Source organism: Rheinheimera sp. WS51 (assembly GCF_050936095.1).
Lineage (GTDB): Bacteria > Pseudomonadota > Gammaproteobacteria > Enterobacterales > Alteromonadaceae > Alishewanella.
Genome location: NZ_JBOTRC010000011.1, coordinates 1 through 15,679 on the forward strand (window position 1 = coordinate 1; position 15,679 = coordinate 15,679).

The 15,679-nt window shown below is 40.8% G+C and carries 13 protein-coding genes and 1 riboswitch; of the genes, 4 read left to right on the forward strand and 9 right to left on the reverse strand.

The genetic code is table 11. The annotated features are described in order from the left end of the window. Positions 1-233 (forward strand): hypothetical protein (locus tag ACRCA4_RS11985; RefSeq protein ID WP_433188826.1); only part of this gene is annotated, 233 nt, incomplete at its 5' end. Between the two features lie 6 nt (positions 234-239). Here ACRCA4_RS11985 and thiH read toward each other — a convergent pair. The 7 genes from thiH to ACRCA4_RS12020 all read right to left on the reverse strand — a co-directional run bounded on the left by thiH (position 240) and on the right by ACRCA4_RS12020 (position 8,389). Next, positions 240-1,352 carry a 2-iminoacetate synthase ThiH gene (gene thiH, locus ACRCA4_RS11990; RefSeq protein ID WP_433188829.1) on the reverse strand — a complete coding sequence of 371 codons (1,113 nt, stop codon included), beginning with the start codon at positions 1,350-1,352 and terminating at the stop codon, positions 240-242. Next, entirely contained in the window at positions 1,349-2,116 is a 768-nt protein-coding gene (locus ACRCA4_RS11995; protein ID WP_433188832.1) for a thiazole synthase, read from the reverse strand. Before ACRCA4_RS11995 ends, thiH begins: the two co-directional genes overlap by 4 nt. A gap of 1 nt (position 2,117) precedes the next feature. Beyond that, complete coding sequence (gene thiS, locus ACRCA4_RS12000) at positions 2,118-2,318, reverse strand: sulfur carrier protein ThiS (RefSeq protein WP_433188835.1); 201 nt, start codon at positions 2,316-2,318, stop codon at positions 2,118-2,120. A gap of 19 nt (positions 2,319-2,337) precedes the next feature. Next, positions 2,338-3,960 carry a thiamine phosphate synthase gene (thiE, locus tag ACRCA4_RS12005; RefSeq protein WP_433188838.1) on the reverse strand — a complete coding sequence of 541 codons (1,623 nt, stop codon included), beginning with the start codon at positions 3,958-3,960 and terminating at the stop codon, positions 2,338-2,340. 4 nt (positions 3,961-3,964) lie between these two features. Then, complete coding sequence (thiC, locus tag ACRCA4_RS12010) at positions 3,965-5,743, reverse strand: phosphomethylpyrimidine synthase ThiC (protein WP_433188841.1); 1,779 nt, start codon at positions 5,741-5,743, stop codon at positions 3,965-3,967. 95 nt (positions 5,744-5,838) lie between these two features. Next, positions 5,839-5,949, reverse strand: a riboswitch (TPP riboswitch). Positions 5,950-6,006: 57 nt separating this feature from the next. Further along, entirely contained in the window at positions 6,007-7,440 is a 1,434-nt protein-coding gene (gene sbcB / locus ACRCA4_RS12015; protein WP_433188844.1) for an exodeoxyribonuclease I, read from the reverse strand. A gap of 106 nt (positions 7,441-7,546) precedes the next feature. Then, positions 7,547-8,389 (reverse strand): LysR family transcriptional regulator, encoded by an 843-nt coding sequence (locus ACRCA4_RS12020; protein ID WP_433188847.1) that lies wholly within the window; start codon positions 8,387-8,389, stop codon positions 7,547-7,549. Positions 8,390-8,498: 109 nt separating this feature from the next. On the opposite strand from ACRCA4_RS12020, the gene ACRCA4_RS12025 reads away from it, so the two are divergent. From ACRCA4_RS12025 to ACRCA4_RS12035, 3 genes are all read left to right on the forward strand, one after another. After that, the gene (locus ACRCA4_RS12025) at positions 8,499-9,677 is read left to right on the forward strand and encodes an acyl-CoA dehydrogenase (protein WP_433188850.1); all 1,179 of its coding nucleotides are present in this window, start codon (positions 8,499-8,501) and stop codon (positions 9,675-9,677) included. A 101-nt stretch (positions 9,678-9,778) separates the two neighbouring features. Next, positions 9,779-12,004: a thiamine pyrophosphate-dependent enzyme gene (locus ACRCA4_RS12030; RefSeq protein ID WP_433188853.1), complete on the forward strand. Its 2,226-nt coding sequence runs from the start codon at positions 9,779-9,781 to the stop codon at positions 12,002-12,004. Next, the gene (locus ACRCA4_RS12035; protein ID WP_433188856.1) at positions 12,001-13,029 is read left to right on the forward strand and encodes a malonyl CoA-ACP transacylase; all 1,029 of its coding nucleotides are present in this window, start codon (positions 12,001-12,003) and stop codon (positions 13,027-13,029) included. Before ACRCA4_RS12030 ends, ACRCA4_RS12035 begins: the two co-directional genes overlap by 4 nt. Positions 13,030-13,051: 22 nt before the next feature. On the opposite strand, the gene ACRCA4_RS12040 is transcribed toward ACRCA4_RS12035, so the two are convergent. Beyond that, a complete protein-coding gene (locus ACRCA4_RS12040; protein ID WP_433188859.1) occupies positions 13,052-14,281 on the reverse strand; it encodes a tetratricopeptide repeat protein in 1,230 nt (409 codons plus the stop codon). A 142-nt stretch (positions 14,282-14,423) separates the two neighbouring features. After that, positions 14,424-15,644 carry a tetratricopeptide repeat protein gene (locus tag ACRCA4_RS12045; protein WP_433188862.1) on the reverse strand — a complete coding sequence of 407 codons (1,221 nt, stop codon included), beginning with the start codon at positions 15,642-15,644 and terminating at the stop codon, positions 14,424-14,426. Positions 15,645-15,679 lie beyond the last annotated feature (35 nt).

Sequence of the window (15,679 nt, forward strand, 5' to 3'; positions counted from 1 at the left end):
CCATGCGACCAATTCGTCAGGAACGAATTAGAATGCCGCTTGCGGCGGCCCGAAGGGTGCAGGGCAGGACGCCCGGAATACCAATTCGTCAGGAGCGAATTGGGTCAGCTCTGCTGACCGCGCAGCGGCGGCTGCCATGGAAGGCGGCCGCAAAGTTGTTCACTACCAAAGATACCAAGTCATTACTCAATAAAAAAAGCCCGCATAACGAGCTTTTAGAAAGGGAAATTTAAAATTTATCAGCGGCCTAAATAAGGCTCCCAGTCTTTCCATACCGGTTGTAAGCCTTGCTGGATTAAACTATTTGCCACTTGTTTAGGTGAGCGTTGATCATCAATGCTAAATTGTTCTAGGCTTTCTGGTGCTACACTATAACCACCTGGTTGTGTTTTTGAGCCGGCGCTAACACTAGTGATTGCTACTGGTACCACTGCTTGTCTAAATTCAATTGATTCGCGTGTCGATAATGTTATCTCTAACTCTGGGGCAAATAAACGAAAGGCACATATTAATTGAATGAGCTCCTTATCAGTAATGGGCGCTTGTACTTCTGTACCCCCGCTACAAGGCCTGATCCTAGGTATAGACAGGCTATAACGGCTTTGCCAGTAACGCTGTTGTAGATACTGCAAATGACTGGCGAGCATAATAGCGTCGGTTCTCCAGTCAGTTAAGCCAAGTAAGATCCCTATGCCTATTTTATCTATCCCTGCAGCGCCTACGCGATCAGGGGCATCTAATCGCCAGTGAATATCTGTTTTTTTCCCTTTTAAATGGTACTGTTGATAGGCTTTTTTTGAATATGTTTCTTGGTATAACATAACCGCATCAACGCCAGCGGCTTTTAGTTGTTGGTATTCGTCTGTTGTTAATGGCTGAACCTCTAATTGCACACTGCTAAAATAGCGCCTAACTACTGGCATAATGCTAAGAAAGTAGTCAATGCTAACTTTTCTTTCATGCTCGCCACTGACTAATAATACTTGGTTAATACCTAGTGACTTTATAGCAATACATTCTTGCTCAACTTCCTCTGGGCTTAGTGTTCTGCGTTTCACTTTTTGGCTTAATGAAAAACCGCAATAGGTACACTCATTAGCACACAGATTTGATAAGTATAAGGGGGCATATAATTGTACTGTAGCACCAAATCTCTGCCTGGTGTGTTGCTGTGCTTTTTGTACCATCTGGGCTAAATAGGGCATAGCTTTTGGCGCTAGCAATATTTGTAAGTCTGCCAAATTTAAACGTGGTTTGGCTAAAACGCGCTCTACATCCTGCTCATTAGCTGCACGGCTTTGTAGTTGGAAAGCTTGCCAATCCATGGCTTGCCATTGGCTATAGAAACTCATAATTGTTGAATAAAATTAGCAAGAGGGCTAGTTGCTGCAGCTACACTTTGTTGCTGGGCTAAGCCTGCTTTATAGGCTTGTCGTCCGGCTTTGACGGCGTATTTAAAGGCTTCGGCCATAGCTGTAGGGGATGAGCTTGTTGCTATAGCGGTATTGATTAATACCGCTGCTGCACCAATTTCAAGTGCCGCAGCAGCGTGAGAGGGCTTGCCTAGGCCGGCATCTATTATTACTGGCACATTTGCTTGTTCAATAATAATTTCTAGCATGCTCAAATTTTTTAAGCCTTGATTGGAGCCTATTGCTGCCGCTAATGGCATCACTGCGGCGCAGCCAACTTGCTCTAAGCGTTTGCATAGTACCGGATCTGCACTGCAGTAGGGTAAAACAACAAAGCCTCGTTTTACTAATTCTTCTGCTGCTAATAAGGTTTCTATTGGATCAGGCATTAAGTAGCGTGGGTCTGGGTGTATCTCTAGTTTTAGCCATTGTGTGCCTAGGGCGTCGCGTGCGAGTTCAGCTGCAAATATCGCTTCTTTTGCATTTTTAGCTCCAGATGTATTAGGTAGCAGTTGTACGCCTAATTTTTGTAAAGGGCTAAGTATATCGTCTTCTTGGCGTGATAAATCTAGCCTTTTCATGGCTAGTGTAATTAACTCGCAACCGCTGGCTATTACAGCTTCTTGCATTGCCTTTGGGCTTGAAAATTTACCACTGCCCATTAATAAGCGACTATCAAAGGTTTTATCCGCAATTTTGAGCATCTTATCCTCCTGTTACTATTTGAAACAGTTGTACTGCATCATTTGCTTTTAGTTGGTATTGTTGCCAAGTGCTTTTGTTTATTACGCTGTTATTAACAGCAACAGCAAGTCCGTTTTGATTAATATTTTGACTTAGCAGAACCTGCTGTAAGCTTATATTGCTTGTAACCTCTGTTGGTATCTCATTAATAGTAATTTGCATATTAACGCTCGAATTGGTTCTAGAATTGCTTCTGGAAATATTGGTTGAATAGTTTTTCTAATGCGATAAATGCTTGTGTAGGCTCTTGCTGTGCTGTTATCGCTGTTACAACTGCAACACCATCGACTTGACATTCAAGTACCTGCGGTAATCTTGTTGCATTTATTCCGCCTATAGCGACGGTAGGTATGGGATGGCACAACTGCTTGTAACGTTTAAGCTTCTCTAAACCCTGAGGCTTTGATGGCATATCTTTTGTTGTAGTGGGGTAGATATGTCCTAATGCTATATAAGATGGCTTTAGCTCAATAGCGTTTAGCACTTCTTGATAACTGTGTGTCGAAATACCTAAGCGTAGCCCTGCTTGGTTTATTGCAACTAAATCAGCAGTCAGTAAGTCTTCTTGACCTAAATGAACGCCATAAGCGCCATGTTTAATGGCCAGCTGCCAATAATCGTTAATAAATAGTCTTAAGTGATATTTTTTAGCTAAGTTAACTGCTGCAATAATTTGTTGCTCTATTTCTGTTTCAGACGCTTTTATTTTACTATCTTGCTTAATACGAAGCTGAACAGTATCTAAGCCGTGTGGTGCTAAAAGCGCCAACCATTCGCAGCTATCAACCACAGGATATAGACCAATAGGTGTTTGCATAGGACTATAAGGTTGCAGCTGTGTTTTACCGCATATAGCTTTTAGCTGTGGAAAATGCGGTCGCGTTTTAGGCCATGTATCTAATGATAAACATCCTGCGCCTTTGCCTGTTGCATAAGCTTTAGCTAAGCCTTGCTGAATACAAGTATTACCAATAATCAGGGCATCTTCTACTGTATAATCATGCGCTAAAGCTGCGCTAATGCTGCTTGAAAGTACGCAACCTGTACCATGATTATGTTTCGTATTTATGCGTTTATTGTCTACTGTAAATGCCGCTTGTCGTGAGCGATATAGTGTGTCTGTAACCTTGTTAGGGCTTGGATCATGGCCACCTGTAACTAATACCGCTTTTACTCCTTGAGCTAAAAGTGCCTTAGCTTGTTGCTCCAGCGTCGATGTATTTGGCTGGCTTTGCAAGCTGGCTTTATCGGTTATGAGTTTAGCTTGGCTAAGTATGGCTAATTCTGGGTAATTAGGTGTTATTAGATCAATCAAAGGCAATAACTGCTGCCATGCTAAGATTAATTCTTGTTTAGCAAAGTCATAACCTGTACTACTACTAAAAACAGGATCGGCTATTACCTTAAAATTAAATTGATATTTATTCTTGCCAATCCATTGAGTTAAAGCGATTAATTGCTCGGGATCTGCAATAAGGCCAATTTTTATAACCTTGGGTGGCATGTCGGCGATTAAACAATTTAACTGACTGATAAATAACGCTAAGCTGACATTAGTATAGGCAGTTATACCTAGGCTATTCTGAGCTGTAATGCAGCTAATAACACTACAGCCATGACAGTCTAGCGCTTTGAAAGTATGTAAATCTGCCTGGATACCGGCACCACCACTTGAGTCTGAGCCGGCTATGGTCCAGACTATAGGCTTAGCTATTGTTGACTCAACGACGATAGACTCAGTTGATGAGAGCTCTGGTACTGTCTTAATCGCGGTGCTAGCCACCGCGTTAGTATTATCCAGCATCTATTTAATCTTCCTGATGCTTTATTTGTTGATTTATCCGCATTGAACAGAATTTAGGCCCACACATTGAACAAAACTGCGCGGTATCTGTGCCTTCGTGGCCAAGGGTTTCGTCGTGATAGGCCTTAGCTGTGAAAGGATCTAAAGATAAGTTGTATTGATCTTGCCAACGAAAATCATAACGTGCTTTAGATAAGGCGTTATCCCTATGCTGTGCTGCAGGGTGACCTTTGGCTAAGTCGGCTGCATGAGCGGCAATTTTATAAGCAATTAAGCCTTGTTTAACATCTTCTTTATTAGGTAAACCTAAGTGCTCTTTCGGGGTTACATAGCACAGCATGGCACAACCAAACCAGCCAATCATTGCAGCACCTATACCTGAGGTAATATGATCGTAGCCAGGTGCAATATCCGTTGTTAGTGGGCCTAGCGTATAAAAAGGTGCACCATGGCAATGCTTTAATTGCTCGGTCATATTTTCTTGAATTAATTGCATTGGCACATGGCCTGGGCCTTCAATCATCACTTGCACATCATAGCGCCATGCAATTTTTGTTAATTCGCCTAAGGTGTGTAATTCTGCAAATTGGGCTTCATCATTGGCGTCTGCAATGCTGCCAGGGCGCAAGCCATCACCTAAAGACAGTGAAATATCATAAGCTGCACATAACTGACATATTTGTTCAAAATGTTGATATAAGAAGTTTTCTTGCTCAAATATATTACACCACTGCGCCATAATGGCACCGCCGCGAGAAACTATACCTGTTACACGTTTTGAGGTTAACTTGATAAAGTCTTTTAATACGCCAGCATGAATAGTGAAGTAATCGACACCTTGCTCAGCTTGCTCTAGAAGGGTGTCATAAAAAACTTGCCAATTTAACTTTTCAACATCGCCTTTAACTTTTTCTAAGGCTTGGTAAATTGGCACAGTACCAATTGGTACTGGGCTGTTTCTTAATATCCAATCACGAGTTTGATGAATGCGTCTACCTGTAGATAAATCCATTACAGTATCAGCACCCCAACGAGTAGCCCAGACTAACTTTTCGACTTCTTCTTCTATACTTGAAGTGACGGCAGAATTGCCAATATTCGCATTCACTTTAACCTTAAAGTTACGGCCAATAATCATAGGCTCCGCTTCTGGGTGATTAATATTTAACGGAATAATAGCGCGGCCAGCGGCAACTTCTTGGCGAACAAACTCTGCGGTAATCTGTTTTGGCATAGCGCCGATAAAGTTTTCACCCGCATGCATTTTGCCTTGATTGCTTAAGTTGTCAGCTTGTTCAACCTGCATATTTTCACGCAGAGCAATATAATGCATTTCAGGGGTAATAATACCCGCACGAGCATAATGCAGTTGAGTAACGGCTTTACCGTTGATAGCCCGTCTTGGTTTATGGGTGAATTCTGTAATTTGTTCATCTAAGCTTATTTCGTTATAAGCTGGCAGTGGTGATATTTCTGTGTCTTGGCGTTGCTCAATCCAGTCTTGGCGCAGTTTAGGTAAGCCTTTTAAAATATCTAAAGGTTGATCCGGATCACCATATGGTCCTGAGGTGTCATAAACAGATAAGCTAGGATTAATAAACTCGGTGCCATCGGCTTGTTTGGTTGGTGTAAGATGAATTTCTCTTACAGGTACTTTAACTTGGCTGTCTTGGCAGGTTAAATAACGCCGAGTTGAACCAGGAAAGGTTTCGCCGCGTAAGGTATTAATGTAAGCCCTAGCATGGGCACGTAATTCACGATTAGATATTTGCGTTGTAGACATAGCAAGCTCCGATATACAAGTTGAAGTTGCTTGTCCGGAGTGGGGGCAGGATAGTGCAGACACGCTTCCACAAAGTGGATTGGTGCTGTGATAAATACTGTTTTCCCCTTGTTTCCCTTCGCAGGTATTAGCCTGATCAGGTTCAACGGATCCCGTTTTCACGGTCTCAGCCCGCATTAATTTGCTAGGCACTCCGACAAGTTGTTATTTAGTATGGCGTTTAATTTTATTTAATTCAACGCCTATTTGTTATATGGCTATGACTATAAACTTTCTACATACAAATATAATGCTTTTAGAATGTTCATTTTTTGTTCGTCATCAGCATGGCTATGGGCTGCATTTTCTAGTGCTAGGCTAAACTCTTCCATTGTTAAATTAGGCTGATCGACCCCGTGCATTATTTTATCAGTACGGTATTGTTGCCACTGTTGTTGCTCACTGTCTGTTAAGCTTGCTGGATAGTTTCGAGCTCGGTACAAAAAAATCAGTTTGTTGAGTCTATCATCATTAAATATTGGTGCAGAAACAGCGAGTTGCTCTGGTGATAACTGGTGCAATTGTTGCATTTTTTCTTTATCACTATTGCTGATAAAACCGCTATATAATTGATAATCTGGATTGCTTTCTACCGGATAATCATCCTGAAGTTCATAGACTTGCAAGGTTTTACTTTGCACTTCTGGATGTTTTTTTAACCAGTCTAAATGTTGTAAGCATTGACTGCGATTTATACCTAACTCTGCGGCTCTTGCTTCACTTAGGGTTTTAGCCGGTGAGAGTACCGGGCACTTATTTAGGTGAATAAGCTTTAAGCCCAAACGCTGCTCACCTTCGGCTAAATCAATGGTTTTGGTGTATAACTTCTGTTGTAAGGTTGCAATGTCATCAGCTAATAACGGGCTAGGATCAGCTTGTAAATTATAACAAATAACTGCATTTTTATTGCTGGGGTGATAAGCCAGAGGTACTATCCAACTGACACAACCTTGCATCGCTGGAAATTTTGACGATACATGAACTAAGGGCGTCATGCCAGCGACGTCAATTAAGGCTGAAGCCGCTGCTTTTTTACGTAAATTAAACAAGTAATCATAGAGTTTAGGTTGTTTTTGTTTAATTAATTTGGCTATAGCAATAGTGGCATAAACATCAGATAAAGCATCATGAGCTTGTTCATGTTCTAAATTATTGGCTTTACTGAGTAGTTCTAATTTAAAGCTAGGGCTGCCGTCATCGCGCAGTGGCCAATTTATTCCTTCAGGGCGCAAAGCATAACAAGTTCGCACCATATCAATGATATCCCAGCGACTATTGCCTTGTTGCCATTCGCGACCATAAGGCTCGTAAAAGTTACGAAATAAACTATGCCGAGTGACTTCATCGTCAAATCGTAAACTGTTGTACCCTAAAACACAGGTATTAGCTTGGCTAAAACGCTGGAGAATTTTAGCCATGAATTCAGTTTCAGGTACGCCTTTTTTATTACATATTTGTGGGGTTAAACCGGTAATTAAAGCCGCTTCAGGGTGAGGTAAATAATCATTTGCCAACTGGCAATACCAGTTATCAGGCTCTGCAATAATGTTTAACTCAAGATCAGTACGGATCCCAGCAAACTGGGCTGGCCGGTCGCGTTTAGGATCTGCCCCCCAAGTTTCATAGTCATAAAAGTATAAGCTTGCTTCAGTTGTCATAGCGATAGCAGACCAATTAGTATATTTAAAACAATAAATTATATTGGCTATTGTAGCAGTTACTGACTTACATACGTATGGTAAAGCTAAAATTTGTCAGTATTATCTAACGCATATTTGCTGTATGTAAGCAAAGTTGGCTCAATATTTTTATTGGCTCACTGCCGTTAGTGCGCCTATAAGCGAGACCAATCGTTCGTTGCAATGCCAGCTCATCTATATTTTTAAAGATAACATCACTACGTTGGCTCATGTTATAAAAGTCAGGTACTAAAGCACAGCCAATCCCTGCTGACACTAAGCCTAAGGCATATTCTATCGTTTGAATATCAGCCCTAATATCTGGTTTTATATTGCGCCGACCTAACTCAGGGTATAATGAGTTCCATGCATCGCAAGGGGTACGTTTAATTAAGGGTAAATTTTCAAAGTCAGCTAAAGCAATAGTCGTTTGCAGTGTCAGAGGCGATGTTGGTGGTATTGCAAGCATGTAACTATCATGCCAAATAGGCTCAAATACCTCCCCCGCATTTAACTGAGCTGCTGTAATAATGCGGGCATCACACTGTTCGGTTGGCTCTACTAAATGTAACTCTAAACCTTCAACTAATAAGCTAAACTCTCGTAGTAATTGACTCATCCTCTCAACGCCTAAGGCTCTAATTAAGCCTAATTTAAATTGAATTTTTTTTATTGGTTGTAAAAAACTGGCCTTAATTGAGTGGACTTGGCTAACCAAGCGTCCTGCATGGCCATATAGCTTGTCGGCATCTTCCGTTGGAGATACCCCTTTGGGCAGACGGGTAAATAAAATAACGCTTAGTTCTTGTTCTAATTGACGGATAGCAGTAGAAAGCGAAGGCTGTGTAATGCAGCATTGACGCGCTGCTGCGCTAATACTGCCTTGTTCATAGACGGCAATAAAATAGCTTAGTTGTCTTACATCCATAGTATAAAACTATACCTGATACAGTATTATTATAGTTTAACTGTACATCAAAGCAGGCTATTGTGGCTATAACCATTATTATTAAGCTGGTTTTATTAAGGAATATTCTATGACACGTGCCCATTTTGACTGGCAAGATCCGTTTCAATTTTCTGCAATGTTAACTGAAGAAGAGCGCATGATCCGCGATACTGCCCATCAGTATTGCCAAGAAAAGCTTATGCCACGTATTTTACATGCCAACCGAGATGAACATTTTCATCGAGAAATTATGACGGAATTGGGCGAGCTAGGGTTATTAGGCGCTACCTTGCCGGAAAAATATGGTTGCTCAGCGGTTAACTATGTTTGCTACGGTTTAGTGGCACGTGAAGTCGAGCGGGTTGATAGTGGCTATCGTAGTGCTATGAGTGTGCAGTCATCGTTAGTGATGCATCCAATTTATGAATATGGTAGTGAAGAGCAACGCATGAAGTATTTACCTAAGCTGGCAACAGGGGAGTGGGTAGGTTGTTTTGGCTTAACTGAACCAGATTCAGGTTCAGATCCTGCTAGCATGCGCACTACAGCTAAAAAAAATGCTAAAGGATATATTTTAAACGGCACTAAAATGTGGATCACTAATTCGCCAATAGCCGATGTGTTTGTAGTATGGGCCAAGCTTGATGGGGTGATTAGAGGCTTTATATTAGATAAAGGCATGCCAGGGCTTACTGCGCCTAAAATTGAAGGTAAATTCTCACTGCGAGCCTCTATTACCGGTGAGATTGTCATGGACAATGTTCAGGTTGGTGAAGATGCATTGTTACCTAATGTCAGCGGTTTAAAGGGCCCCTTTGGTTGTTTAAATAAAGCCCGTTATGGTATTGCCTGGGGCGCTTTAGGCGCGGCTGAATTTTGTTGGCATGCTGCGCGTCAATATACCTTAGATCGGCAGCAATTTGGCCGGCCATTAGCGGCAACGCAGTTAATTCAGAAAAAACTCGCGGATATGCAAACGGATATCAGCATTGGTTTATTAAGTTGCTTACAAGCTGGGCGTTTGATGGATCAAAATCAATTAGCACCTGAGACAATTTCTTTAATTAAACGTAATTCTTGCGGTAAAGCTTTAGATATTGCCCGTGTAGCGCGTGATATGCATGGTGGTAATGGTATTGCCGATGAGTTTCATGTGATCCGTCATGTGATGAATTTAGAAGCAGTTAATACTTACGAAGGTACTCATGATGTGCATGCCTTAATTTTAGGTCGGGCACAAACAGGTATAGCGGCCTTCGCCGGTTAATAACTTAGTCTAAGTTCACTAGGTCTAGGTTCACTAGTTAATTTACCGCTTAATTTATTAGTAAGTTTAGCGGTCAATAGCATATGCTGCGGGAGTAAAACATGACGGAACCAGTTCATCCGTGGGTGGCGCAATTTCGCCAACGTATAACCGATCAGGCTTTGCCTGATACCAGTTGGCAGAAGCAAACTGATATAACTGATGCGATGCTACACCAATTATGGCATAGCCAACTTTGTAGTCGTTTGCTTGATTTGCAATCACGCTTATTACAGGCAAAAGGGCAAAGCTTCTATACTATAGGTAGTGCAGGGCATGAGGGCAATGCGGCTATAGCAGCGGCATTACGGTTAACTGATCCAGCATTTTTACATTATCGCAGCGGTGCTTTTTTTATTGAACGCAGTAAGCAGTTACCAGGCAGTACGCCGATTTATGATTTACTGCTCTCTTTTTGTGCTAGCAGTGATGACCCTATATCGGGTGGCCGGCATAAAGTGTTAGGGAGTTTAGCTTTAAATATACCGCCACAAACCAGTACTATCGCCTCACACTTACCCAAAGCCATGGGGGCAGCTTTAGCTATAGATTTAAGCCGCCGACTACAGCTTGAAGGCAACTGGCCTAGTGATGCCATTGCTGTTTGTAGTTTTGGTGATGCATCGGCCAATCACTCTACTGCCCAAGGCGCTCTTAATGCCGCTAGCTGGACAGCGTATCAACAAGTACCTATGCCGGCGCTGTTTGTATGTGAAGATAATGGCTTAGGTATTTCTACGCCCACGCCTAATGGCTGGATAGAGCATGCTTTAGCTGATAGGCCAGCCTTAAAGTATTTTGCAGCCGACAGTCGTGATTTAGCTCATACCTATAGTGTGGCTAAACGTGCGGCAGATTATGTGCGCACAACCCGTAAACCGGCGTTGTTGCATTTATCTACCGTGCGTTTGTTTGGCCATGCTGGCGCGGATACTGAAACCTCATATCGACATAAAACAAAAATAGCTGATGAGCTAGAGCTAGATCCATTATTAGCCAGTTCGGCCTTATTGTTAGCTAAAGGTATTATTAGCACAGAGCAAATGCTGCAGCAGTTAGATGCCCTGCAACAACAAATTGTTCGGGTTGCGGCCGTTGCGGTAACTAAACCAAAGCTAACTACAGCAGCTCAAGTTATGGCGTCTATAGCACCAGTAAAACCTGTGGTTGCATTGCCCGCTATTGCAGATACGGCCACGCGAGAAAAACTTTTTGCCTATGACAAACATAACCAAGCAAAACCACAACATTTAGCTAAGTTACTAAACTGGACCTTGCATGATTTATTAGCCCGGTTTAAAAATACGGTGGTGTTTGGTGAAGACGTGGCTAAAAAAGGTGGCGTATATGGCGTTACCCAGCATTTAATTCAAGCTTTTGGTAGCAATAGAGTTATCAATACTTTATTAGATGAGCAAAGCATTTTAGGCATGGCAATTGGTTTAGCTCAGCAAGGTTTTATTGCTATACCTGAAATACAGTTTTTAGCTTATGTGCATAACGCTGAAGATCAAATTCGCGGTGAAGCGGCCACGTTACCATTTTTCTCTAACGGTCAATATGCCAATGCTATGGTGATCCGTATCGCTGGTTTGGCCTATCAACGTGGTTTTGGTGGCCATTTCCATAATGATAACTCCTTTGCCGTCTTTAGAGATATTCCGGGTGTTATTGTATTTTGCCCCTCCAATGGTCATGACGCTGCTTTACTATTACGCCAAGCAGTGCAATTAGCCCATGAACAAAAAAGGTTAGTTATATTTTTAGAGCCAATAGCCTTATATATGACGCGAGACTTGGCTAACACGGGTGATGGTTTATGGCTAACTGATTACCCAGAGCCAGATACGGCTTTACCAGAATTTGGTGTGCCAGCGGTTTATGGGACAGGTAAAGAGTTAGCAATTATTAGCTATGCTAATGGTTATTATTTAAGCCGCCAAGCTGAGCTAGAGCTAGAAGCACAAGGATATCAAATTCGAGTAATAGATTTACGTACCTTAGTGCCATTGCAAACAGATAAAATTATAGCGGCGTTAACTGATTGTCAGCAGATCTTAATTGTTGATGAATGTCGCCGCCGCGGCTCGTTAAGCGAAGAGCTGTTTACGGCATTACATGAAACTAAGCCTAATTATTTTACTATTCGCCGTTTATGCGCTGAAGATAGCTTTATTCCTTTAGGCAGCGCAGCTTATGCGGTACTGCCTTCTAAACAACAGATTATTGAGCAAGCTTTAAGTATGTTAATGACTAAAGCGTTGCCAACCAAAGAGGGCTTAGCATGAAAAAAACAGCCTTAGTGGTTTGCCCCGGTCGTGGTACTTACAATAGAGCCGAACTGGGTTACTTAGCAAAATATGCAGCCAAGCAATCGGCATTAATTAGTCAGTTTGATCAAACGCGTAAAACATTGAATACAATGACAGTAACCGAATTAGACAGCCAAGCAACCTTTAGTAGCCGGATCCATTTAAAAGCAGATAATGCGGCAGCGTTAATTTTTGCCGCTGGGATCACAGATTTTAAAGCAATTAATCGCGACAAATTTGATTTAGTGGCTTTAACCGGAAACTCCATGGGCTGGTATACCGCTTTAGGCTGTGCCGATGTATGGCAAGCTGATACGGCGATGCAGCTTGTTACTAGCATGGCTCAGTTAACGGCTAATGAAGCAGGTGCGCAGTTTATTTATCCGTTAGCAGATGAAAATTGGCAGTTTAGTGCTGAGCGCCAGCAATTGGTTAATAATCAAATTGCTAAGCATCAAGGCGACTTGTTTATGTCTATTTATTATGGTGGTTATGCGGTGCTTGCTGGTACTAAAGCGGCCGTTTCTGCGGCTATTGCTGCTTTACCACCTTGCGATGAACGATTCCCATTATTATTAAATGGTCATGCCGGTTTTCATACCCCATTAATGCAAGCTGCATCTGATAAGGCGTTAAAGCAATGGCCGTCCTCACACTTTAAAGCTCCAAACTTACCGCTTATCGATGGGCGTGGTCATATTTGGCCGGCTAATGTAAACAATACATCGCAATTACAGCAATACACCTTGCAACATCAAGTTTGCCAAAGTTATAACTTTTCACTTGCGCTACAAGTGGCCGTTAAAGAATTTGCGCCAGAGCATCTAATTTTATTAGGGCCAGGTAGTAGCTTGGGGGGGGCAGTGGCCCAGAGTTTAATAAATATTAACTGGCATGGCTTAAGTTCAAAGCAAGACTTTGTGGCAGCACAGGAAGCTGAAGCAATGCCCTTCATTCTTAGTATGGGCATTGATCAGCAAAGGCAAACAATAATTAGTTAAACGCTAGGTCAACTAGCTAACGTTAATGTGCTTTAGCTAGTTGGTTTAGAATACTAAGCTTCCTTTGATAATTCATTTTATTTTCTATACTAGTGGTATGAGTTTTTGCTTTATTGATAAAGCGTTTAGCTAAGGTTAATTCGTTTAATAAAACATAATTTTTAGCTAGTCCAAAATAAGCGTCATGATTGTCGTTGTCTAGGATTAGTGCTGTTTTATAGTACTTAATACTTTCTTTAAATTTTTCTTGCTGAAAAGCTTCAGCACCTAACATTAGAAAATAATAAGGGTTATTTTTTCGCTTCATTTGGACGATACGTTCTAGCTCAGCAGCTTGAGACGTCTTGCCAATATGTTGATATAAATAAGCTAAGTTTGACATGGTGTTTGTTGAAAAAGGGTCAAGGCTTAAGCTGTAATGGTAAGCTTGCTCTGCTAATTGAAATAAGTTATGGGTCCGATATAAAACACCTAAATTAGACCAAGTTATTGCTAGCTTGCTATCGGCTTCAATAGCGGCTGTATAATAGAGGTATGCTTGCTTATAGTTTTTCTCTGCAATAGCAATAGCGGCTTTATTATTATAAAACATCGCTAGAATACGTTGTTTAGTTATATCTGTAGTTTTAAAACGTTTTTTCCGGCTATATGGATCAAAGTCTACAACTATATATCGTATTGTTTTTAGTATCGCATTATTATTGTAGTCTTGATAATATTTTTTTAAACGCACATTAACATGACCATTTAGCCAAGTTTGGTTAAGCTCGTTGGTCCAGAACTCAGGAATATCTACATCTTGAAAGGTCGCTTCTAACCCTGACTCTTCAGCCAAGCTATAAGCTAGGATAGATAAACTTAAACAATTTGCCTTTCCATAATTTAAAGTTTCGCTTACTGTGCGTGTAGCTGTGTTTTCATAGAGTAGCCCCGTATCAGCGTAGGAAAGGATAAAGTCATATAATGGTTGAATACTCTCCTTTAATGATTTACCACTGTCTAACGAGGACTCATAATCAGCCACTATTAAATTAAGTTTATCTTTTTCTTCTTTAGGTAGCCTAAAAATCTCAGTTGGTGTCTCAATAGAATGGATGGGGGTATCATCACTATTTTTAAAGCTGTCAGCACCCACCAATAGATTACTAGCTATTACATTATTTTGTTGGCTAACGCCAGAACTTTGGCAACTTACTATGAGCGGGACAAATAGAACGAGAAATAACGTGTGCCGATATATAGTCTCTATCATGACTATCCTATTACGATTCAATTTGCCATATTTTTAACATTTTAATGTTTTAATGGCAACAATAACCAGGTCAAATAGCAATTAAAATTATCTATTATTTAATAAAAAAGTACAGTTTACATAATAGTAGTAACTAATCTAGTCAGTAAGCTAGTGCTATTTGATTGAGTAAGTTAAGTTTATTTTGGTATTTTTTTTCATCTTGCTTAGTTAAGGCATGTTGCTTGGCTTTGGTTAGATACCGCTCAGCTTGTGGTAACTGCTCTAATATAAAATAGCTTTTAGCTAAACCAAAATATGCCTCATGGTTTTGCCTATCTAAGGATAATGATTTTTTATAATGCTGAATACTTAACCTATACTGCTGATCTATATAGGCTTCATTACCTAACATTAAATAATAGTATGGGTTAGTTTCTCGCTGTTTAGTGACTTTACGCTCTAGTGAATCGGCTAAATTCAGCTTATTTTGTAGTCGGTATAAATAGGCTAGGTTTGATAGGGTGTTAATTGAGTCAGGCTCTAACGCAAGACTGTGATAATAAAGGTTCTCTGCAAGATCATTTAAGTTATGTATACGATATAAAATACCTAAATTTGACCATGTTACTGCAAATTTAGGATCTGTCTTGATAGCGGCTTTGTAGTAAGCATAAGCCTGGGCATAGTTTTGCTCTGCGAATGCAAATGCTGCTTTATTATTATAAAACATCGCAACGATACGCTGTTCGGTAATAGGTTGCGTTTTAAAACGCTTCTTTAAGCTATAGGGATCAAAGTCAATAATAAAGTCACTGCCAAGCATAACAACGCCCATTCCATTATCAACTTGCCGGCGTTGTTTTATCCGTAAGTTTACATGCGCATTTAGCCAAGTTTGGTTCAATTGACTGGTCCAATACTCTGGAATTTGTACATCTTGAAAGTTAGCATCTATACCGACCTCTTTGGCTAAGCTATAGGCAAGAATAGATAAACTTAAGCAATTGGCCCTAGTGTATCGCAGCGTTTCACTCGCGGTATAGGTTGCGCTATTATCATAAATAAGCCCAGTATCAGCATAAGATGCAATAAACTTTAAAACAGCTCTCGTTTGTTCGGGCATAGTCCTATAACTAACAATTAGTTTATGTATTTGTTCTTTAGCTTCCTCTGGTAGTTGAAATATGTCATCGGCTTTTTCTATAGGATGATTAACAGAACTATTGGCATTTTTAAATGTTTCAGCGCTAACCAATAGCGTATCTTGGTTCAATAGGCGAGGCTGATACTCTGTACTTTGGCATTGCGTTAACAGGCTTAATGATATTAGTGCAAAGAACCAGCAGTATAGTGTTTGAGTAGATAGCTTTTGAATAGTCATAACCACCTCGGCAATACAATTGGGTTATCTATAAA